This is a genomic window from Paenibacillus sp. FSL H3-0469, assembly GCF_038051945.1.
Lineage (GTDB): Bacteria > Bacillota > Bacilli > Paenibacillales > Paenibacillaceae > Paenibacillus_AQ.
On record NZ_CP150302.1, the window covers coordinates 5,769,199 to 5,791,642 of the forward strand.

Here is a 22,444-nt window from a genome sequence, read left to right on the forward strand (position 1 = left end):
CCATTTCTATGGGCTGGAGGTTCTTTTGCACCTTCGTATGAATATCAGGATAAGGGCTTATGGTGTGACATAGACGGCTTCTTCTCCCCGTACCTTGGGCGGAGGGGCGCTCCACGCCTCGGAGAAGACGGCTTCTGCAGCTGGCTTGCCTAGCATCTTAAGAATGGTGGTGGCGCAGTGCTGCGGCTGCTGGAGGTCCGGAGAGCTTTTGCGCTTCTTCGGTCCTCCGAATCCGGCATATTCGCTCAGGAGCATGGAGAACCATTTGTCCACGACGCCCGGATCAAGCATCTCGGCGAGCCCCAGCTCGACGAAATACTGGCTGTTCTTCTCTTCCTGGCCGGGGATGGCGTTATAGAACAGCATGGGAATACCTTTGGCCTGGCCTTCCGTGCAGGTCATTCCGCCGGGCTTCGTGATCAGCAGATCCGAGGCATCCATCAGCTTGTTGATCTCGCTGCTGTACCCAAGAATCCTTACGTTGGGATGGTTGAGCAGGGGGTTGGCCTGCATTTTGGCTATAGCCTTGTCGTTGCTGCCCATACAGAAGATAAGCTGGATCTCATTGATCCGGGCAGTGAGCGAGTTCATAATATCCTTGCCGAACATCAGGCCCCAGCCGCCGCCCATAATAAGCGCAGTCGGGATGTCAGCGAGCCCCAGCTCCTTCCGCAGCTTGGTCTTACCCTGGGACTCCCAGAACTTCGGATGCACGGGAATCCCGGTCACCGTTACCAGCTCGGAGGGTACGCCGCGTCCCGTAAGAATGGATTTGACCCTGGAGGTCGATACCAGATACCGGTTGGCTTCCGCATTCACCCAGCTGCCGTGGGCATCATAATCTGTAATCAGCGTATAGAACGGCACATCAAGACCCTGGCGCTTGAGTCTGGAGATGACCGCAGCAGGAATCGGATGAGTACAGATAATCAGATCCGGCCGCAGCTGCTCAATGACCTGAGAGGCATGGGTATAAAAAATCCGGTGAAGGGCCAGCTTAGTCAACCGGTTCAGTGATTTATGATATTGGGTCTTATACATCATGCCGACCAGCTTCGGCTGGCTGCTGACAGTTTTGCGGTAAGCGGAAAGAATCCAAGGAGCGACCGTAGGATTCAGGAATTTTCCGAGCTCGAAGACCCGGCACTGAACATCAGGGTTCAGCAGTCGTATTCCTTCAGCCAGAGCATAGGCTGCCCCTGTATGGCCCGTGCCGAAGCCTTCCGAAAACAGCAGTACTCTTTTCTTTCGCATAAGTTCACCTGCAACTTTCCATTATAGGTAGGTTTGTTAGATAGCTTCATAAGTCCGTCTGCGGTTACTCGCGTACATGCTTCTCCTAATATTATACTAGGGATTTTGCTTCTTTTCTCACATTATACAAATAAGACGTAAATAGAAAGTTAAAACACTGCAATAAAATAAAAAAATTTAGCAAAAGTATTGCAAAGACATAGGCAAAGTGATAAAGTTGGTCTTGACCGAGTGACCGGATTAGTAAATTGGTCAGAACGGGAGTTACAGACGATCCTTCAGGAAAGGGAGTGTATGAATGGCTGTGGTAGATCGAAGGCAGCAGGTGCTTCAGGCGGCGACGAAGTCTTTTTCATTATTCGGGTATAAGGCAACAACGATGGATCAGGTCGCCAAGATTGCCAATGTCGGCAAAGGGACGATTTACACCTTTTTTACGAACAAGGAACAGTTATTTGATGAAATCCTGCGGGACGTCATCATCGAGATGAAAATGATCGCCGAGCGGGAGATTAGGCGTGATAAGCCGTTTTTTGATAATCTGCACCGTGTGCTGGATGCCCTGCTGGAATTTCGAAGCGAACACGAGCTATTCATCAAGCTGTCCCAGGAGAGTCTGGACTTCGGAACGCCGCAGGCTGGTGAAGGGCTCGACAAGATCGAGAGTGTGGTGCTTGAATATCTGGAACGGGAGGTGGAGCAGGCCATTCGTCAAGGGGAAATCAAACCCTGCGATCCCCAGATTGTGTCGGTGGTAATGTTCAGGCTATATATCGCGCTTACTGCTGAACTGAGCAAGGTACATGTGCCGTTGACCAAAGAACAGATCAAGCATTATTTTCATCTGTTTTTGGCAGAGGGGCTGTCACAGTAGAAGTTAAGTCCGGTATAGGGATGGCGTTTCGCACTGCTGCGCTTTCCCTGAATGGAATGGATGGGCTGAGGCGGATGGTACTGAATTAGGATAGACCCATTTTTTTTGCTCTTGATTGACCGAATGGGGAAAACAGTCATCTGGTGTTACTGTAACATTCACGAAACTATCATTTCAAAGCAAGTCACCGTATTTTTCAAGAGAGAGCATATGATCATAAGGAGAGAACCAGAATGAAATCTTTATCCGTGTTTATGAAGGATCTTGGCGCGGTATTCAAGAATCCCAAGATGCGTATTTCCATGTTCGCCATTCTATTTATTCCTGTTCTGTACAGCGGATTGTTCCTGAAAGCATTCTGGGACCCTTACGGTAAAATGAACGAGCTTCCGGTAGCGGTTGTCAACCAGGATAAGGGTGCTGATTATGAAGGCACCAAGCTGACCGCCGGAGCAGATCTGGTCACGGAGCTGAAGAAGACGGACGGGTTCAAGTGGAATTTCGTCAGCCGGGAGCAGGCGGAAGCCGGGCTTGCGGACAATACCTATTATATGGCGATTGTGGTTCCGGAAGACTTCTCGGCTAAGGCCACTACACTGCTGGATGCAGATCCGCAGCCGGCCAAGATCATCTACGAGCCGAATGAAGGCTATAACTTCCTGGCAGGCCAGATTGGCGGCACAGCAGTGAAGGATATGAAGAGCAAGGTATCCGCCAAGATTACGGAAGCTTATACCAGTTCTGTGTTTGATAAAATCACCACCATCGCAAACGGTCTGGGCGAAGCCGGAGACGGTGCGACCAAAATCGCAGACGGCGCCACTAAGCTCGATGACGGCGCTCTGAAGCTGAAGGACAATCTGGTTGTCCTGACCGAAGGCACCGGCAAGCTGCTGGATGGTGTAGCGCCGCTTACCCAGGGCGTGAGTGATCTCAATAACGGAGCAGCCGCACTCAAAACCGGCACGAGCACGCTGGCCGGAGGTCTGCAGCAGTTATCCGCAGCACATAAGCAGCTGCAGGATGGTGTGACGCAGTCGGCAGCGGGCAGCAAGCAGCTGAATGCCGGGCTGCAGAAGACGGCAGCCGGAACGGCTTCGCTACAGGCCGGAACCCAGTCGGCTGTAGTCGGTACCGAGAAGCTGCAGACAGGTACGAAGGCGGTTGTAGACGGCAGCGAGAAGCTTGCGGCCGGATTATCTTCCTCCGCCGAGGGCAGTGCTAAGCTTGAAGCCGGACTTACGGCTTCGAAGGACGGAAGTGCCAAGACAGCAGCCGGAGCCAAGGCTGTAGCTGATGGTCTGCAGGCGCTGGCGAAGTCGAATCCGACGCTTGCAGCAAGCCCTGAGGTGCAGAAGCTGCTGGCAGCAAGCGCAGCAGTAGCTGCGGGCACGGAGCAGCTGGACCAGGGTCAACAGCAGCTCCTGAACGGAGCTGCGGCCTTGAACAGCGGCCAAGAGCAGCTGTTGCAGGGAGCAAAGCAGCTGCACAGCGGTTCACAGCAGCTGGATGCAGGTGTAGGCCAGCTGCATGACGGAGCGCAGAAGCTCTACGCAGGCAGTTCGCAGCTGCTGGATGGCCAGAATCAGCTGGCAGCCGGAGCAGCTGCACTGGAGAACGGCGGCGCGAAGCTGACCGCAGGCATGAAGCAGTTCGGCGCGAAGCTGGACGAAGCTGCTGCGGGCGGCGTGAAGCTGGCTGACGGCGGCAAGGCGCTTGAAGCCGGCACCACGAAGCTGCTGGCTGGCGCAGGCAAGCTTGGTAGCGGCCTTAGCTCGGTAGCCGATGGCTCGAAGAAGCTGAGTGACGGAGCAGGGCAGCTGAAGGATGGCCTCGATGAGCTGAAGACAGGCTCCGGTGAGCTGGCAAGCAAACTGGGCGATGCGGCAGCGCAGACCAAATCGGTGAACAAGACCGACGGGCTGGTATCCATGTTCGCCCAGCCGGTACAGATCGAAGAAGTGAAAGTTAACAAGGTGCCTAACTACGGTACAGGATTCGCTCCTTACTTCCTGTCCCTCGGATTGTTCGTAGGTGCTCTGATCTGTACGATTGTTATCCCTATGCGTGATTCCGAAGTCATTGGAGCCAGCCGGTTCAACCGGTTCATGAGCCGTACCCTTACGTTCTCCATGATGAGTGTGCTTCAGGCACTGCTGGCTGTCCTGATTGTCTTGTATGGTCTCGGACTTGAAGTACAGAATGTACCCTTGTTCTACGCCTTCTCTTTCATTACCAGCCTGGCCTTCATGTGGATGATTCAAGCGATTGTTACTTGGCTGGATCAGCCGGGCCGCTTCGTAGTCATTCTGATTCTGATCTTCCAGTTGACTACAAGCGCAGGAACCTTCCCGCTGGAGCTGATTCCTAACTGGATGAAGTTCTTTAATCCGCTGCTGCCGATGACTTACAGTGTCAAAGGCTTCAAGGCAGTAATCTCTACTGGAGACTTCGGATCCATGTGGGCCGATGCAGGAACGCTTGGCGCTTATGGAATAATCTTCCTGGCCCTTACCTTCACCTACTTCATGACCCGTGACCGCGGCAATGAAGCTGTGCTGAAAAGTGAACAAGTTTTGACTGTATAAATCAACAATATTCTTTGTAAAACATACGAACCAAAAGCGTCTCCTAAGGGGGCGCTTTTGGTTTATTCATAAATATAAATAGCTAAAGAAAGTGCCGTTTTCAGTGCGGGAAAATGATTGAAACGCTTTCAATGCATAAGCGCTTATTCGCCATTTATGCATAATTATACATTCGACAGTTTTTTTACGCTTTTATTCGCTAAAGCTGCAATGCAAAAGCAAATGTTAATCAAGCTCATAAAAAAGTTTAAATTGCGCTCATGTCAGCTCGATGATAAAATAATAACACCAATTCTGCCTGAATAATTATTAAGATTTTCCGCTGAAAAATTTTCCTGGAATTCCGTCTACTTTATAATAGAGAGGTTGCATGTGATGAGACACACTGAACTGCCCGGCAAACAGGGCCTTTATGATCCCCAGTTCGAAAAAGACGCTTGCGGCATGGGATTTGTCGCGCATATTAAAGGCAAGCCGTCCCATGATATTGTCAGCAATGCGCTGACTATGCTTTTCAATATGGAGCACCGGGGAGGCCAGGGAAGCGAGCCGAACTCTGGAGACGGAGCCGGCATTATGCTGCAGATTCCCCACCGTTTCTTTGCCGGTGAAGCCGCGAAGCTGGGCTTTGAGCTTCCGGAACCGGGCCATTATGGCGTGGGCATGATCTTTCTGTCTCATAACGACGAGATCCGGGCCAGCCATGAGGCGCTCCTGAGCGAGATTATCGCGGAAGAGGGTCAGCAGGTACTCGGTTACCGCGATGTCCCGACCTTTGACGAAATGCTCGGCAAGACAGCCAAGGCTGCGAAGCCATATGTACGCCAGGTATTTATCGGCCGCTCGGAGGGAATCAAGGATGATCTGTCCTTCGAACGCAAGCTGTATGTGATCCGCAAACGGGCAGAGCTGGCCATCCGCTACGGCGGGGCAGAAGAGGGCGAATCCTTCTATGTGCCGAGTCTTTCCTGCAAGAAGATCGTATACAAAGGCATGCTCACTACCGTACAGGTAGGACAATTCTATCTGGACCTCCAGGAAGAAACGCTGGAATCAGCGATTGCGCTGGTCCACTCCCGCTTCAGCACCAACACCTTCCCGAGCTGGGAACGTGCCCACCCTTACCGCTTCATGATTCACAACGGTGAAATTAACACCCTTCGCGGCAATGTGAACTGGATGCATGCGCGCCAGTCGCTGTTCAAGAGCGAGAAGTTCGGAGAAGACATCAGCAAGGTTAAGCCGGTGGTGAATCCGGACGGCTCCGATACAGCCATGTTCGATAATACCTTTGAATTCCTCTACCTGAGCGGACGCTCCCTGCCCCATGTGGCGATGATGATGGTTCCTGAGCCTTGGAGCAATCATGACAGCATGGACGAGAAGAAGAAAGCCTTCTATGAATACCATAGCACCCTGATGGAACCGTGGGACGGGCCTGCCGCAATGGGCTTTACCGACGGCGTGCAGATCGGGGCCATCCTCGACCGTAACGGCCTGCGTCCTGCGCGATACTATGTCACCAAAGATGATCTGATTATTCTCTCCTCTGAAGCGGGTGTCCTCGACATTCCGGCAGAAGATGTTCTATACAAAGACCGGCTGAGACCGGGCCGCATGCTACTCGTGGATACGAAGCAGGGCCGGATTATCTCGGACGAAGAGGTAAAAGCCGAAATCGCCTCCGAGCAGCCTTATCAAGAGTGGCTGGATGAGCATCTGATCGGCCTCGACCAGCTCCCGGATGCACCGGAGCTGCCGAATCCGAAGCATGATAATGTGCAGCAGCTGCAGCAGTCCTTCGGTTATACCTTCGAGGATCTGCGCAAGGTGCTGGAGCCCATGGCCTCCACAGGCGCCGAAGCTGTCGGCTCCATGGGTTATGATTCACCGCTGGCCGTGTTATCAGACCGTCCGCAGCGCCTGTACAATTACTTCAAGCAGATGTTCGCCCAGGTCACTAACCCGCCGATTGATGCCATCCGTGAAGAGCTGGTAACTTCCACAGCGACTACGATCGGACCTGAACGCAACCTGTTGAAGGCAGAACCGGAGAGCTGCCGGCAGATCTCGCTGGATTCTCCGATTCTCTCGAACGAGGATTTTGCCAAAATCCGTCATGTCCGCCGTGCGGGCTTCAAGTCGATGTCCATTCCGATTCTCTTCCCGGCAGAGCTGGGAGCAGAGGGGCTCAGAATCGCGCTTGACCGGATGAATGAGGCGGCAGACCGCGTCATGGGCAAGGGCCATAATATTCTTATTCTCTCCGACCGGGGTGTGGACCGCGAGAATGCGGCAATTCCGGCGCTTCTGGCAGTCTCCAGCCTGCATCACCATCTGATCCGCTCGGGAACCCGCACCAAGGTCAGCATTCTGCTGGAATCCGGAGAACCGCGTGAAGTTCATCATTATGCGCTTCTGCTGGGTTATGGTGTAAGTGCGGTCAATCCTTACCTGGCCTTCGAGAGTCTGGATGACATGATCAGCCAAGGGCTGCTCCGCGGAATCTCGCATGAGAAGGCTGTGAAGAACTATATCAAGGCAGCTACGAAGAGCGTGGTCAAAATTCTGTCCAAAATGGGAATCTCCACGATTCAGTCTTATCGCGGGGCGCAGATCTTTGAAGCAGTCGGGCTGAATTCCGAGTTCGTAGACCGTTACTTCACCTGGACGCCTTCACGGATCGGCGGGATTGGCCTTGCGGAAGTGGCACAAGAAGCGCTTGCCAGTCATTACCGCGCCTTCACCGACAAAGACGGCAACGATATGGTGCTGGATTCCGGCGGTGAATACCAGTGGCGCAGTGACGGGGAAGAGCATCTGTTCAACCCGCAGACTATTCATCTGCTTCAGCACTCCGTGCGCAGCGGTGATTATGAGATGTATAAGAAATATGCGGCGCTCGTTCAGGGCGAAAGCGAGAAGCACCAGACGCTGCGCTCGATGCTGCAGTTCAAGAGCGTAGGTGCTCCTGTATCGCTGGATGAGGTAGAATCGGCTGAATCGATCATGAAACGCTTCAAGACCGGTGCCATGTCCTTCGGCTCGATCAGCAAGGAAGCACATGAGACGCTGGCCATTGCCATGAACCGCATCGGCGGCAAGAGCAACACCGGTGAAGGCGGAGAAGATCCGGCGCGCTTCCTTACCGATGCTAACGGCGATTCCCGCCGCAGTGCGATCAAGCAGGTTGCTTCGGGACGGTTCGGCGTTACCTCGAACTATCTGGTGAATGCCGACGAGATTCAGATCAAGATGGCACAGGGCGCGAAGCCGGGTGAAGGCGGACAGCTTCCGGGCCGCAAGGTTTACCCTTGGGTTGCTGAGGTCCGCGGTTCAACGGCAGGCGTGGGACTGATCTCGCCGCCGCCGCATCATGATATCTATTCCATTGAGGATCTGGCCGAGCTGATCTATGATCTGAAGAATGCTAATCCGCGTGCGAGTATTAACGTGAAGCTCGTCTCTGAGGTTGGTGTGGGCACCATCGCCGCAGGTGTGGCGAAGGGACGCGCTGATATTATCCTGATCAGCGGTTACGACGGCGGTACCGGCGCTTCGCCGATGAACTCCATCCGTCATGCCGGACTGCCTTGGGAGCTGGGCCTGGCGGAGACCCATCAGACGCTGATGCTGAACAATCTGCGCGACCGTGTCGTGCTTGAGACGGACGGCAAGATGCTTAGCGGGCGCGACCTCGCGGTAGCCGTTCTGCTGGGTGCTGAAGAATACGGATTCGCTACTGCACCGCTGGTAGCCGTAGGCTGTATCATGATGCGTGTATGCCAGATGGACACCTGTCCGGTGGGCGTAGCTACGCAGAACCCTGAGCTTCGCAAGAACTTCATGGGTGATCCGCAGCATGTGGTGAACTTCATGACCTTCGTGGCACAGGACCTGCGCGAGATTATGGCAGAGCTGGGCTTCCGGACGATTGAAGAGATGGTCGGCCGTACCGATTGCCTGGATGCGGTTAAGGCATCCACACACTGGAAGAAGAAGGGCGTCGATCTGAGCAGCCTGCTGCACATTCCGGCTATGCCGGAAGGAAGCACACGCTTCCGCAGCAAGTTCCAGAACCACGGTCTGGAAGAGACCCTGGATATGACCCATCTGCTGGATATTGCTGCACCTGCGCTTGAATCCGGTACGGCAGTGGAAGCCTCCCTGCCGATCACGAACGTGAACCGTGCCGTAGGTACGATTCTCGGTAGTGAGCTGACGCGCAAATACGGCGCAGCCGGATTGCCGGATGATACGATCCGGCTGCATTTCACCGGATCAGCGGGACAGAGTCTGGGCGCATTCGTACCAAAGGGGATCACCATTACCGTTGAAGGCGACTCGAATGACTATGTCGGCAAAGGGCTGTCCGGAGGCAAGCTGATTATCCGGCCTTCACGCAAGGCCACCTTCGCGGCAGAAGAGAATATCATCATCGGAAATACGGCGCTGTATGGAGCGACCGGCGGCGAAGCTTACGTGAGCGGCATTGCCGGTGAGCGGTTCGCAGTCCGCAACTCCGGGGCCAATGTAGTTGTTGAAGGCGTGGGTGACCACGGCTGCGAATACATGACCGGCGGCCGTGTCGTTGTACTGGGTACAACGGGCCGTAACTTTGCAGCAGGGATGTCGGGCGGTATCGCTTATGTCTACGATCCTGACAATACCTTCATCAAACGCTGTAACCTGGAGATGGTACTGCTGGAGCGTGTAGAGGAAGCGGACGAAATCGCCGAGCTGCATGCTATGATCAGCCGCCATACCCAGCATACAGACAGTAATGCGGGCCGGGCGATTCTGGATTCATGGGATGAGGCTCTGCCGAGATTTGCCCGTGTGATTCCGAAGGATTACAAACGGATGCTGGAGCAGATCCGTAAGGTGGAGCAGAACGGCCTGACTGGTGAAGCTGCGCTTATGGCTGCTTTTGAAGCCAATATGCGCGAGCTTGCGCGTGTGGGCGGTTAATATTCTACATTTCATAAGTGATGTGCTTCTGCATTAACGGAGCGCATTGTCAATTCAAGAGGCCACCTCTTTCCTATATGGAAAGAGGTGGCCTCTTAGGTTTTTCTTACAGGAAATTAGGGTCTCCTCTGATGGTGATAAAGTAAGCATAACGGGGCAAATGTATGCGAAAACAGTAAGTATCCGGTACACGGGGCCCGCGCTGGCCCAATGTAATCGGTTTTTCGATTACATTTCACTCATACGCCCCGCGCTGTTCCATTGTAATCGGTTTTACGATTACATTCCGCCCACACGCCCCACGCTGGCCCAATGTAATCGGTTTTTCGATTACATTCCGCCCACACGCCCCGCGCTGGCCCAATGTAATCGGTTTTTCGATTACATTTCACTCATACGCCCCGCGCTGGCCCAATGTAATCGGTTTTTCGATTACATTCCGCCCACACGCCCCACGCTGGCCGATTATTGCACTCGCACGCAGGCGCATGGCCCGAATGTATGCGAAAAACAGCATACATTGTGCTCGCACACAGGCGCATGGTCCGAATGTATGCGAAAAACAGCATACATTGCACTCGCACGTAGGCGCATGTTTCGAATGTATGCGAAAAACAGCATACATTGTGCGATCCCGTTCATGCGGTAGGATGATTTTGTGCCAAGCCGTTTCCACTGGCTTTCACTGCATTTCTTTCCTAATTTCAGGGAAAAGGGAAGGTGTGGTAAAATATATAAATGGTTGAAAATGGGTTGTTGATGCAATGATAAGGTTAATAATAGTTTGAACTGAAAAAGACAAGAATAAGATGAGAATAACGGAGGGGAAATTTGGAACTGGAGGAGCGGTAGCGTCCGCCTGAAAGCTTTCCGCAGGAAAGCTCGCTTCGGAAGCATCAGCAGTCAGCGGATTTCAACCGCTGGCGAGCGGATTAAATCAAGAAATCTGGTGACAACAGCGGCCGGAAATCCAAATGTTCACCGCAGTTACGGCTAACATCTACATTAGCTTCTCTTCAGTTCTGCTATGAAAGCACCTTATCCGAAAGCGCAAGGCCCGTTTCACACCAAACCGACGAAAGGAAGTGAAGTTATGCCGAATACGGCAGAAGTGGTGAAGCCCGTAGCCAGCCTGATAGGAGTCACCAAAAAGATCGGCTCCAAAACGCTGATCAGCGACTTGACACTCGACATTCCACCCGGGCAAATCTTCGGATTCCTCGGGCCGAACGGAGCCGGTAAAACCACTACCATCCGTATGATGGTAGGACTTATCTCCATTAGCCGCGGGGATATCCTGATCTGCGGACGAAGCATCAAGGACCATTTTGAAGAGGCCATAGCCAACGTGGGGGCCATCGTAGAGAATCCCGAAATGTACAAGTTCCTTACCGGATACCAGAATCTTCGCCAGTACGCCCGCATGGTGCCTGGCGTGACCAAAGAGCGCATCAATGAAGTAGTGGAGTTGGTAGGACTTAGCCAACGCATCAATGACCGGGTCAAGACCTATTCCTTGGGGATGCGCCAGCGGCTGGGTGTGGCCCAGGCGCTGCTGCACCGCCCGAAGCTGCTGATTCTGGATGAGCCGACCAACGGACTGGACCCGCAGGGTATCCGCGAGCTGCGTGATTATCTGCGCAAGCTGTGCCAGAGCGAGGGGACAACCGTGTTTGTTTCCAGTCACCTGCTGTCTGAGATGGAGCTGATGTGCGATAGTGTGGCGATTATCCAGAACGGCCGCCTGATCGACGTGAAGCAGCTTAAGACGGTCGGGGATGCAGCGGTACCGGTAAGCCAGACCTTCTTCGAGGTAGATAATCCTGAGGCTGCATTGGCGCAGATCGGCCAAGGCGTGATCATGGAAGGCGGAATAGCGGTAGAGGCGGTTCGGGAGGAGATTGCCGAGCTGAATGCCAAGCTGGTAGCTGCCGGGATTAAGGTCTACAGTATCAAGGCGTTGTCCCGTTCGCTTGAAGATCAATTCTTGGAAATTACAGGAGGTGAAGGCATTGGGTGAGTTCGCTTCTCTCATACATAATGAGAATATCAAAATATTCAGACGTCTGCGGACATGGATTATGCTGGTTCTGCTGGCACTGATGAGCGCGCTGTTTCCGGCGCTAATTCATTTCACCACGAACGGGAGTAATGTAGTCGGGTTATGGGACAGCTTCCGGACCACCGTAACCATCGCATTTTTCCTGAATACCATCTTCACAGCTTTAGTGGCTGCCGACTCTGTAGCTGGCGAGTTCACCTGGGGAACGATTAAGCTGCTGCTGATCCGCCCTTGGAGCCGCTCCAAGATTCTGCTCTCGAAATATATTTCGCTGGTCATCTTCAGTCTTGTCAGCACAGGCGTGCTGATCCTATTCGGCTATGGCTCCGCCTTCATTTTCTCTTCCTCAAATGCAGGGAATACCGGGGACATGGTGATGGGCTGGGGGCAAGGGGAATATGTCTTCATGCTGATTCTGTGCAGCTACATTGAGCTGTTCCTGACAGCAGCCATTGCCTTCATGATCTCCAGCGTGTTCCGTTCCAGTGGTCTGGCGATTGTGCTGTCGCTGTCGATCATGTTCACCAAGGATATCTTTATCGCCATCTTCAACCCTGACCGGTATGAGTGGGCGAACTATCTGATTTTTGCCCATATGAATCTTAGCAATTATGTGGTGTCGGATACCGGTCCCGGAGGAGCGACGCTGTGGTTCGCGATTGCCGTCCTGGCTGTGTATTATGTTATTTTCATGGCGGTATCATGGATTGTGTTCCGTAAAAGGGATGTGGCAGCGTAGGAGCAAGAAGGAGCTTGCCAGTGTTAAGCGTACAGGCTGAGAGCTTACGGCTCATGCACCCTCAAGCTTACTCTGCTTGCCCTCTCTGCGCTTACCGACAGACTTCTTGGCAGTGACCGTATGCAGCCCGCCCGCTGTCTCAGGGGCGGGCTGTTCGGTCATGGCCACAGCCCCGTTCAGCAGGCAGCCTTCCGTAATGCTCAGGGAACCAGCGGCAATGTTACCATGCAGCTGTCCCGTTCCGGTGAGAATCAGCTTCCGCTGGGCGGTTACGTCTCCATAGACCTTGCCGGCGATGATGATCTCCTGCGCCTCAATGCTGGAATGGACGGTGCCTTGCTCACCAACCGTCACAGTACCCTCACATAGAATCTCCCCGCTGAAATTCCCTTCAATCCGCAGGTTCGTATCGCAATGCACTTTTCCCTCAAGCGTGCCGCCATGTCCGATCAGGGAGTCGGTTGCCCTCAGCGAAGCACCTGGTTGACGTTTGTTCCACATTCCCGCATTCCTCCTTAATATTCTTGAACCTATAAAGGCTTAACATAATTAAGCGGATTCACCGGCTTGTTCTGCTTCACGACCTGAAAATGCAGATGAGGGCCCGTGCTGCGCCCGGTGCTGCCCAGCATGCCGATCTGCTCCCCTTTGCTGACCCGCTCACCGGGGGTGACCGTCATCTGGTTCAAATGCATGTACCAGGTCTCCAGTCCATTGTCATGCTTGATGATGATATATTTGCCCCGGGCTCCCATTTGTTCTGCGGAGGTAACCACGCCGCCCAGTGCCGCGTATACTGCATCTCCGATATTTCCCGCAATATCAATTCCGGAATGATAAGCAGAGACTCCTTTGAAAGGATCGGAGCGGTAGCCGAAGCTGGAGGTGATGACCTTCGAGCCGGTAGGCCACATCACGGCCCGTGCCAGCCGGGCTTGCTTCTCCTGGGCTTGTTTGGCCTGAAACTCCGCTCTTGTCTTGTGTGCCTCCTCGGCCTGTGTAATCGTGCTTGAGATACTGTTCATCATCTCATCCATGATGCTGTGGATCTCCTCGAAGTCATCCTTTGTCTCCTCAACCAGCCGCTGCGGATCATTCTCGTAGACGGCCACATATTCACCGCCGACCTGCGGATTCGCAGGCAGGCTCAGTGCGGTAGCAGCAGCCCGGATACGGAAGTTGACGGCAGGCGATACAGCGGCAGAGAGAGCTTCCGGCTGTTCCCGGATGAACGGGCCGGCGCTTAACCGGCTGACCTTGCCATAGCTTCCGGCGGCTGCGGTTCCTGCCCCGGCATCAGGCAAATCGGCCACTACCGGCTGGCTGCCTTTGACGGAAGCTGCGGAAGTTGCTGTACCCGCGCTGTAAGTCTTGGCACCAACATCTTCAGTACGGATAGCCGCATTAGAACCGCTGCCGGCAGCAGAAGAGGTGGTCTCCTTGTTGATCAGCGATTGCAGCTGCTCCTCCAGCTCAGTCACACTCTTCAGCTTGTCTTTAATACTCTCCGCTTCCTCCGAGAGCTCGCTTACCTGGCCGCGCAGCTGCTGTAATGCCTGATCCTTATCGGCAACCTTCAGCTCCATGCGGATATTGGTCAGCGATAAGGCGGCCGCTTCAGCCTCCAGCTCTGCGATGGACCGGGAAGCATGCATATGAATGGAGGTGACCAGACTGGAGAGGGAGAGAGCGGCTGCGGCAGGCAGCGCCAGAGCGAAGGGCTTCGACATCTGCAGCTGCTTCACAGGCCGTCCGGCCTCACGCATAACGAGCAGCGTAATCTTTTTCTGACTTGGCTGACTCTTCATAACGTCTCCTTACTGCGGCCATGGCAGCCGCTTGGTATGAACTGACTGAAACCATCTGTCGGGGTGCAGGGGGCTTATCCGATTCGTCCTACTACTCTATGTATTCCATAACTAAGGTGAACATGACAACGGTTTACTTGAATAAAGAAGGAGAGTTAAGGCAAAACCTGTAGTAAGCGCAGGTTTATGCCGCGGCAGACTCCTCATGAAAGTTAGCAAGTGCCGTCTATGCCCGCAGAGATAGTAAGAGTTCATTCAGTTGATCAGGAGGCCCGGAATGAGGATATTTGCCGTTATCTTATGTCTTTTTATTGTGCAGCTTGCCATTATTACCGCTGCAGAATTTCGCCGTCCGCAGCGGGCGCTTGCCTGGATATGTATCACCTTCTGCTGCCCGCCGCTGGGCCTGCTGTTCTACTATTTCCTGGGACGCGATTACTGGCAGAGCCGGAAGCTTGGCAACCGGTGCGTCTCCCTGCTGCGGGAAATCCGTATTCATGTTACCGGCAAGATTCATAAGGTCAAGCAGGCGGAGGATACCGGCAACCCCGGATTTGAACACCGCTCAGAGCTGCTGCACCTGTTCGCTGGACTGGCGGACAGTCCGGTTACAAGCCACAACCGGTGTGAAGTGCTGTCCAGTGCACAGGCAGCGTATAAGTCCATGCTGGAGGTGATGGAAGGTGCGCAGGAGCACATCCATATGGAATTTTATATTTTCCGGGAGGACGGCATCGGCCGGCAGTTCCAGGAGCTGATGATCCGCAAGGTACGCCAGGGGGTGAGGGTGCGCCTGCTGTGCGATGGACTGGGCAGCCATAAACTAAGCAGGGGCTTTGTGAATACACTGAAGAACGCGGGAGTGCAGGTCTATTTTTTTCTGCCTCCGCTGACTGCACTGCCGGACCGCCGCTTCAACTACCGCAATCACCGGAAGATTCTGGTGGTGGACGGACTGACCGGATTCACCGGAGGCATGAACATAGGCGATGATTACCTGGGCAAAAATCCGGAAATGGGCTACTGGCGGGATACGCATCTGCGCCTTGAAGGGGATGCCGTCTATCAGCTGCAGTATGTGTTTCTCAAGGACTGGCGGCTGGCGGCTGGTGATATTATCAGTCATCCGCGCTTCTTCCCGGATCATAGCTGTAGCGGAAGGGATGCCGTGCAGATTGTCGCCAGCGGCCCGGATGCGGCCATAGATGCCACCCAGGAGATGTATTTCGCTTCTATCTGCGCCGCAAGGCAGCGGATCTGGCTGACCTCGCCGTATTTCATTCCCGACCCTTCGATAAGCAGGGCGCTGAAGAATGCGGTCCTTAGCGGGGTGGATGTCAGGATCATCATCCCGGCGAAACCGGATAATAAGCTGGTCTATTATGCCACGCTGTCGTATCTGGAGAATCTGCAGGACGCCGGTGTGAAATTTTACCGTTATACCAAGGGGTTCATGCATGCCAAGGTCATGATTATTGACAGTCTGCTGGCTACGGTCGGCAGTGCCAATCTGGACATGCGCAGCTTCTATTCCAACTTTGAGCTGACGGCGGTGCTGCTCCGGCCGGAGATTATTACAGAGCTGGCTGAGGACTTCAGCAGAGACCTGGAGCAGAGTGAATTCATTGATCCGAAAAAGTTCCGGGAGCGCGGCCGTAATGTCAAACGCATAGAAAGTCTGTGTCAGCTCTTATCCCCGCTATTATGACAGAAAAGATGGCGGAAGCATCGATTATCGAAGGTTATATCAATTTACATGCGTTATTTGACCTTCCTTTATGATATAATGGAGATATAAGAAGAACAGGGGAGAAGGCACAACTGTACGTTCGCTTTCGTATGCTTCTTAGATACACTATTTATAGGGGGAGTTCTATGACTGTAAGCCAACATATCTTTACGAGTGAAGAACAGAAGAAGCCGCAGAAGTCCGGAGTTTTTAAGACGGCAAGATTGGCCCAGCGGATTGTGATGATTGTCATCGGAGCGGCCATGATGTCTGTTGCGCTTGAGATTTTTCTTGTTCCCAATAAGTTGATTGATGGCGGAATCACCGGTATTTCCATTATGTTGTCCCATATTTTCAATATACCGCTCGGTATTCTATTGACCCTGCTTAACCTGCCGTTCCTGGTTATCGGGTATAAGCAGATTGGTAAGACGTTTGCCTTATCTACTCTATTCGCTGTCATTGTAATGTCCATTGGTACCCAGTTGCTGCATCCTGTTCATCCTATTACAGTTGAGCCGCTGCTGGCAGCAGTATTCGGAGGGGTCATTCTCGGCGTTGGGGTTGGACTCGTTGTCCGTTATGGCGGATCACTTGATGGTACGGAGATTGTAGCCATTCTTGTATCCAAGAGGCTTCCGTTCTCTGTAGGGGAAGTTGTTATGTTCTTCAACCTGTTTATTCTGTCCGGCGCAGGCTTTGTGTTCGGCTGGAATAATGCGATGTTCTCCCTGATTGCGTATTACATTGCTTTCAAACTGATCGATATTACACTTGAAGGCTTGGACCAGTCCAAGTCGGTATGGATTATCAGCGATAAATTCCGTGATATCGGCGAAGCCCTGACGGAGCGTCTGGGGCGCGGAGTGACTTATCTTGATGGTGAAGGCGGATTCTCCGGCGATAACAAGAAAGTGATCTTTGTAGTCATCACCCGCTTGGAAGAAGCGAAGCTTAAGTCGATTGTCGAGGATTGGGATTCCGACGCGTTCATCGCGATCGGCAATATCCATGATGTCAAGGGCGGCCGCTTCAAGAAAAAAGCAATTCATTAGCATTAGCGTTACCAGCCCAGCCGCAACGCTTTCGAAGGAAGGTATATTTACGAACGACAGATTAATCCATACGGCGGTCTTGACTTGCTGCGCCGTATTCCCATATATAATACCTTTCGTCCTGATTGAGGAGGAAACCAGATAAGCCCGCAGCCTGAGAAGGCATTTGCGGGCTTATTGCTGTCCTGAGGGCAGCTTGGCAATAATCGCTTCGACCGGCTGGGGAGGAACCTTGGCAATCAGATCTCCTAACCGGCTAAGCCGCTCCTCTATATTCAGCAGGTTGAAATCTGTAGGTTTGACGCCCCGTTCAACCTCCTCCCACAGGAGGGGAGTGGAGACGGTGGCCAGCGGCCGGGCGCGCGGGGTGTACGGGGCAGCGAGTGTTTTGCCGCCGTAATGCTGGAGATAATCGAAGTATATTTTATCCCCGCGATGCTTCTTCAGGCGCTCCAGGGTGAAGAGATCGGGCCGCTTCTCGGTGACATAACGGCCTACGAAATGCCCGATCCGGCGCAGCTCATCGAAGGTCACCCCCGGCTTAACCGGAACAATGATCTGCACTCCGGTGGCTCCCGAGGTTTTGGGAACGGAGTCCAGTCCGAGCGATTTCAGCACCTCCCCTACCACAGCGGCAGCTTCCATAATCCGCGGTTCGACCTCAAGCGAAGGGTCCAGATCAATCATCCATTCGCAGGGCAGCGTACTGCCGGCATAATGGAGGGAGGGATGGAATTCGAGCGCAGCCAGATTGCCCAGCCAGAGCAGCTCCGGCAGGCCCTGGAGCACAATATAGGTGATATCGTCCTGCACCGCCGTTCGGACGAATTCCGGCAACGGCTCCGGGGCGTTCTTCTGATAGAACGACATCCCGGGAACGCCATGGGGATAGCGGATCACCGTGAGCAGCCGGTCTTTGCAATAGCGCAGCAAGTAAGGCGAGAGGGCCGCAAGCTTTTGCAGATAGATCTGCTTGGTGATGCCCATCTCGGGCCAGAGCGGTTTGTCGGGATTGGTGATGCTGATTTGCTGCCCGTCTACGGTAATGGTTCCTTTAGTGGCCGCTGGCATGGGACATCCCTCCTTAGCTTTCCCATTAACTTAAAATTTCAAGTTCAATCTATATAGTATTTGCCTTACTTTAGTTTTTCAGTCGACCAGGGCAGTTCACTTTTTTTGCGTAAAATGTCCCTTTTGGCCCGGGCAGGTGCTTATAAGAGTGTTAGCTATAAGAGAGGAGCGTTTTACGATTTTGGATGAAATGGAACACCTCGTGGTTCAGGTGCAAAACGGCTACGTGGAGCAGTACGAGGGGATCGTTGAGGATGTTCAGCAGCCGATGTACCGTTATTGCAGCCGCCTGCTCGGCAGCGGGGCAGAGGCGGAGGACGCCGTGCAGGAGATTCTGGTCAAAGCGTATCAAAATATCGGTAAGTACCGCCCGCTGGTCAGCTTCTCTTCATGGCTGTATAAAATCGCTTATCATCATTGTCTGGCGGTTATCCGCCAGCGCCAGCGGCAGAGCCGGGTGATGATGCTGCTGCGGCCGCAGAAATACGCAGAAAGCCCGGAGCAGCGGATAGACCGCTTCCTGTTCGATGAACCGCTCGCTGTAGCGTTTGCCCGGCTGAAGGCGGAGGAGCGGAACCTGCTGGTATTGCGGATTTTTGAAGAGCTGAGCTTTGCAGAAATTGCCGTCATTCTGGGCAAGAATCAGGATGCGGTCAAAAAAAGATACCGGCGCACGATCATTAAGCTCACGGGCCTGCTGCAATCGCAAAGAGAGGGGGAGGAACAATGGACAAGCACATCGCTGCTGAAGAAAAAAGGATAAGACGAATGGGTAACGGTGAAGCTCTGGGTAGCATTGATGTTAAATCATCCGTTATGGAGCGGGTACGGGTCATCCATGCCCAGCAGATTACAGCACAGGACGATACGCTGGCTTCCCAGGAACAACCGGTGTCCGGAATGGATGCGCAGACACCTGTAATGACCAGGCAGCCAATACTTTCGCTGCGGCCTGCGGTAAAGCGGGGCAGAAGGCTGGCCGCCGGGCTCTGCGCAGTTGCGTTGCTGGGACTGGCTGGATTCAGCGTTCTCCGCCATGTGACGGACCAGGAAACTACGGTGAAGGCGCAGCAACCGGACTTTGCGGTCATCCGGCAGACGGAGGGGCAGCCACTGGCCTTGAAGGACAACAGCGGCAGAGTTGTGGCGCAGGTGAAGAGGGCTGAACCGAAGGTCTATACGCCTTACATTGGCTCTAGCTCTGCCCGGGAACGTTACTTTAAGCTAAGTGAACAATATGAACGGCAGGCGCAAGCGGGCTTACAGCCGGGAGAGACAGCAGCTTATTATGTCAATGACAGTGAATTAATTACACTCATGAACGGGCTGGGGTATGGGAAACCGCTATTTTTCACAAGCAGAACGATTACGTATACCAGCTACACACAGTTGTCAGCAGCCCGGGAGCAAACGGGCAAGTGGAGCTTTGCACTGCCGCCTGAGAGTATTGGCCAACTCCGGTTTGCAGAAGGCAGACTGTTCACAAAAGTTCCTTCTTCATTTGCTTCAGAGTACGGGGTGATTCTGGAGGCGCTGAAGGCCAAAACAGATGCCGCCCAGGACGGGAATCCGTTAGCTGTAACCATATGGCCCTTAGAGGATATTGCGAGAGCCGAGGCGGTCTATCGGGATGGAAGAAATCAGCTTGCTCTTCAGATATCCTGGGACAGTACAGTAACAACCGGTCCTTCGCAAATTCACGTATCTCCCGGCCAAACGGCTGAACTATGGACCTACGAGGATAAGGAGCTGCTGTTCATTTCAGGTGCCGAGAACAACGCGGGTTCAGTAAGCAGACTGTATTGGTATGACAGCGCCTATGGAGGACTTGCTTGGATGACGGACCCGCCGAACCAGCGGCTGACCCGGGAACAATGGGAGACCATTGCCGCCGGGATGGTACAGTATTGAGGGAATCAGTGCGCAGATCAAAGGTGTTCCAGAAGCCTCAAAGGCAAAGGGACATCTTTTTTGTGCGAAAAACCGACCACAATCGGCCACGTGTAGGCGTGCGCGCCAAATGTTATTACCGGGGGACAAGGATGAACAGGTGCAGGTTAACGGGCAGGAGATATTGTTCACCTCGTTCGGGCCGCATCATGACAAGTTGAAATCTCAATTGCAGTGGAGCAGTGCTAACGGCAGCAGGGAGTACACATTGACGGATACCAGGAACATTGTGCAGAGTAAAACTGAACTGCTGAAGATTGCCGGAAGTCTCATTCCGCAATAGACAGCTAGAACCCCCTCTGGCTTAAGGAACAAGAGTGTGCGGGCAGATCGACCTGAGCCTGAATCACGGGCTGGCGGAAGGTGCCGGAGGGATTCCATTCCAGGTAATGCAGCTTAAACACCAGCTCAGGCTTAATCCAAACGGAGCCTGAGCTTCGCTGCGGAAGTGCAGCAAACGGCATATGCTCTGTGACAAGTTCCGGAATTCTTGCGGTCAGCGTCCGCCAGTCCTGGACGGTCATTCTGCCCGCCCCGGCATGCCCGATATAATGCAACTCCCCGGCATCATCATACAGGCCGAAGAGCAGTGCATTCACGATGCCGTCACGGAAGGTGACGCCCCCGGCGACAGCAGTGACATCAGAGATGATCTTGAGTTTCTGCCAGCGTTTGTCCTTGCCGCCCGGCACATAAGTGCTGTCCAGATCCTTGCAGACGATCCCCTCCAGACTCCCCTGCCGCGCCGCAGCGAGGAGCTGGGCGGGGTCAGGGTAGCTCGGCACCTGCTGTACATGGGGATGGGGAAGCAGTCTCTCCTTCAGTATCTCCTGCCGCCTGCCAAGCGGTTCGTCCAGCAGCCAGATGCCGTCACAGTATAGCATATCAAAAACCATATACAACACCGGAACCTGCGGCTGCACTGCCCGGATCGCCGATTCGTTCTTCAGGCTGTCCCGCCGCATAACCTCATGGAAGGAGGGCTTGCCGCCGCTGAGCGCAATGACCTCGCCATCCAGAATGAAGGAGCCGGCCCGGCAATAGCTCTCTGATCCGGCCAGCTCGGGATACTGGAGGGTGCGCCGGTTGCCCCGGCGGTTAATCAGTTCGGCATGGCTCCCGTCGTAATAGGAGATCATCCGCACGCCGTCCCATTTGATCTGGGCGATCCACTGTGCTCCACTTGGAAGCACAGAGGCCAGCACAGGCTCAAACGGAGTGACGGGCTGAAGCTGAAGGGAACCGGCGGGCCTTGCAGCAGGTGCAGGAGTCCGTCCCCTAGGCACCGGTGACCTTGCTCTTCGCGCTTCTGCGCTTCGGCTTCGGGGCAATCACCGGAATCGGTCCGGTGGCATCATCTACAACCGGAGCGGCAGTTGTATCGGTTGAAGTCGCGGCGGCAGCGGCCTTGGCCGGACGTTTCTTCGCACCGGCAGCAGTCCTCGGCTTAGCCCCGCTGCCTCCTTTGGCGGGCCCGGGATCGGAAGGAATATGCTGCACAGCCTCGATACTGGCCTGCAGTGCGGCCATTAGATCGATGACATTGTTCTCCTGGCGGGCCGGAGCAATATGGAACTCCTCTCCTGCAATCTTATGCGTAATCAGATCAAGCATCCGCTGGCGGTAATCATCGGTATATTTGGCAGGCTCGAACGGGGTGGACAGCTGTGAGATCAGCAGCTTGGCCATATCCAGCTCTTTGTCGTTCACACTTCCCGGCTCCGGCAGGCCCGGGACCTGCGATACGGGACGGACCTCGTCCGGGTAATAGATCGTCTCAATCGCCAGACAGTCCGCCAGGACGCGGATGGCGGCCAGACTGCTTTTGGAGCGGATAGAGATCTTGGCAATACCGATCTTTCCGGTCTGACGCATAGCCTCCATCAGTAGACGGTAGGCATTGGCGCCTGCCTGATCGGGCGATAAATAGTAGGTCTTCTGGAAATAAATCGGGTCAATCTCCGTCAAATCCACGAAATCGAGGATGGTGATGCTCTTGCTGCTCTCCTCGCTTAGCTGATCCAGCTCCTCCTTGTCGAACAGGACAAACTTGCCCTTCTCATATTCGTACCCCTTGCCGATCTCCTCCCAGGTGACCTCCTTGTCACAGACAGGACATTTACGTACATAAGACAGCGGACTGCCGCATTCTTTGTGGATGTAGCGCAGCGAGATGTCTTTATCCTCCGTAGCGGAGAACATCTTGACCGGAACATGCACAAGCCCGAAGCTGATGGCTCCTTTCCAAACGGTATGCATGAGAATCGCCTCCTGATGGGATGTGTTATGGCTTAGTATGGGGCGTCAAGGCTTTTTCTAGCCGGATGCATTATTTGAGAGTCA

General features: G+C 53.9%; 16 protein-coding genes. 10 read left to right on the top strand and 6 right to left on the bottom strand.

Going from position 1 to position 22,444, the window contains the following annotated elements; all coding sequences use genetic code 11:
- Positions 1 to 57: 57 nt before the first annotated feature.
- Complete coding sequence (locus NSS83_RS25280; RefSeq protein WP_076157134.1) at positions 58 to 1,254, bottom strand: glycosyltransferase; 1,197 nt, start codon at positions 1,252 to 1,254, stop codon at positions 58 to 60.
- Between the two features lie 298 nt (positions 1,255 to 1,552).
- Between NSS83_RS25280 and NSS83_RS25285 the strand changes: the two genes are divergently transcribed.
- The 5 genes from NSS83_RS25285 to NSS83_RS25305 all read left to right on the top strand — a co-directional run bounded on the left by NSS83_RS25285 (position 1,553) and on the right by NSS83_RS25305 (position 12,488).
- Positions 1,553 to 2,128 (top strand): TetR/AcrR family transcriptional regulator, encoded by a 576-nt coding sequence (locus NSS83_RS25285; RefSeq protein ID WP_036693681.1) that lies wholly within the window; start codon positions 1,553 to 1,555, stop codon positions 2,126 to 2,128.
- A 233-nt stretch (positions 2,129 to 2,361) separates the two neighbouring features.
- Positions 2,362 to 4,716 carry a YhgE/Pip domain-containing protein gene (locus NSS83_RS25290; protein ID WP_341187146.1) on the top strand — a complete coding sequence of 785 codons (2,355 nt, stop codon included), beginning with the start codon at positions 2,362 to 2,364 and terminating at the stop codon, positions 4,714 to 4,716.
- A 375-nt stretch (positions 4,717 to 5,091) separates the two neighbouring features.
- Positions 5,092 to 9,687, top strand: a complete 4,596-nt coding sequence (gene gltB / locus NSS83_RS25295; protein WP_341187147.1) for a glutamate synthase large subunit — start codon at positions 5,092 to 5,094, stop codon at positions 9,685 to 9,687.
- A 1,093-nt stretch (positions 9,688 to 10,780) separates the two neighbouring features.
- Positions 10,781 to 11,707 (top strand): ABC transporter ATP-binding protein, encoded by a 927-nt coding sequence (locus tag NSS83_RS25300; protein WP_341187148.1) that lies wholly within the window; start codon positions 10,781 to 10,783, stop codon positions 11,705 to 11,707.
- The gene (locus NSS83_RS25305; protein ID WP_341187149.1) at positions 11,700 to 12,488 is read left to right on the top strand and encodes an ABC transporter permease subunit; all 789 of its coding nucleotides are present in this window, start codon (positions 11,700 to 11,702) and stop codon (positions 12,486 to 12,488) included. The genes NSS83_RS25300 and NSS83_RS25305 overlap by 8 nt, the downstream gene beginning before the upstream one ends.
- 51 nt (positions 12,489 to 12,539) lie before the next feature.
- Here the strand turns inward: NSS83_RS25305 and NSS83_RS25310 are convergent, their stop codons facing one another.
- Both NSS83_RS25310 and NSS83_RS25315 read right to left on the bottom strand, forming a co-directional pair.
- The gene (locus NSS83_RS25310; RefSeq protein WP_341187150.1) at positions 12,540 to 12,989 is read right to left on the bottom strand and encodes a polymer-forming cytoskeletal protein; all 450 of its coding nucleotides are present in this window, start codon (positions 12,987 to 12,989) and stop codon (positions 12,540 to 12,542) included.
- Between the two features lie 29 nt (positions 12,990 to 13,018).
- The gene (locus NSS83_RS25315; protein WP_341187151.1) at positions 13,019 to 14,296 is read right to left on the bottom strand and encodes a M23 family metallopeptidase; all 1,278 of its coding nucleotides are present in this window, start codon (positions 14,294 to 14,296) and stop codon (positions 13,019 to 13,021) included.
- Between the two features lie 277 nt (positions 14,297 to 14,573).
- Between NSS83_RS25315 and cls the strand changes: the two genes are divergently transcribed.
- Both cls and NSS83_RS25325 read left to right on the top strand, forming a co-directional pair.
- Positions 14,574 to 16,004, top strand: a complete 1,431-nt coding sequence (gene cls / locus NSS83_RS25320) for a cardiolipin synthase (protein ID WP_341187152.1) — start codon at positions 14,574 to 14,576, stop codon at positions 16,002 to 16,004.
- Positions 16,005 to 16,171: 167 nt separating this feature from the next.
- Positions 16,172 to 17,080, top strand: a complete 909-nt coding sequence (locus tag NSS83_RS25325) for a YitT family protein (RefSeq protein ID WP_036693693.1) — start codon at positions 16,172 to 16,174, stop codon at positions 17,078 to 17,080.
- A 174-nt stretch (positions 17,081 to 17,254) separates the two neighbouring features.
- Here NSS83_RS25325 and ligD read toward each other — a convergent pair whose 3' ends face one another.
- Positions 17,255 to 18,151, bottom strand: a complete 897-nt coding sequence (gene ligD / locus NSS83_RS25330; protein ID WP_341187153.1) for a non-homologous end-joining DNA ligase — start codon at positions 18,149 to 18,151, stop codon at positions 17,255 to 17,257.
- A gap of 190 nt (positions 18,152 to 18,341) precedes the next feature.
- Between ligD and NSS83_RS25335 the strand changes: the two genes are divergently transcribed.
- The 3 genes from NSS83_RS25335 (at position 18,342) to NSS83_RS25345 (ending at position 20,384) form a co-directional block, all read left to right on the top strand.
- Complete coding sequence (locus tag NSS83_RS25335; protein WP_341188070.1) at positions 18,342 to 18,914, top strand: sigma-70 family RNA polymerase sigma factor; 573 nt, start codon at positions 18,342 to 18,344, stop codon at positions 18,912 to 18,914.
- Complete coding sequence (locus NSS83_RS25340) at positions 18,878 to 20,062, top strand: hypothetical protein (RefSeq protein WP_341187154.1); 1,185 nt, start codon at positions 18,878 to 18,880, stop codon at positions 20,060 to 20,062. Before NSS83_RS25335 ends, NSS83_RS25340 begins: the two co-directional genes overlap by 37 nt.
- A gap of 109 nt (positions 20,063 to 20,171) precedes the next feature.
- A complete protein-coding gene (locus NSS83_RS25345) occupies positions 20,172 to 20,384 on the top strand; it encodes a hypothetical protein (RefSeq protein ID WP_341187155.1) in 213 nt (70 codons plus the stop codon).
- A 4-nt stretch (positions 20,385 to 20,388) separates the two neighbouring features.
- Here the strand turns inward: NSS83_RS25345 and NSS83_RS25350 are convergent, their stop codons facing one another.
- Entirely contained in the window at positions 20,389 to 21,387 is a 999-nt protein-coding gene (locus NSS83_RS25350; RefSeq protein WP_341187156.1) for a DNA ligase, read from the bottom strand.
- Positions 21,380 to 22,360 carry a Ku protein gene (locus tag NSS83_RS25355; RefSeq protein WP_341187157.1) on the bottom strand — a complete coding sequence of 327 codons (981 nt, stop codon included), beginning with the start codon at positions 22,358 to 22,360 and terminating at the stop codon, positions 21,380 to 21,382. The genes NSS83_RS25350 and NSS83_RS25355 overlap by 8 nt, the downstream gene beginning before the upstream one ends.
- Positions 22,361 to 22,444: the final 84 nt, after the last annotated feature.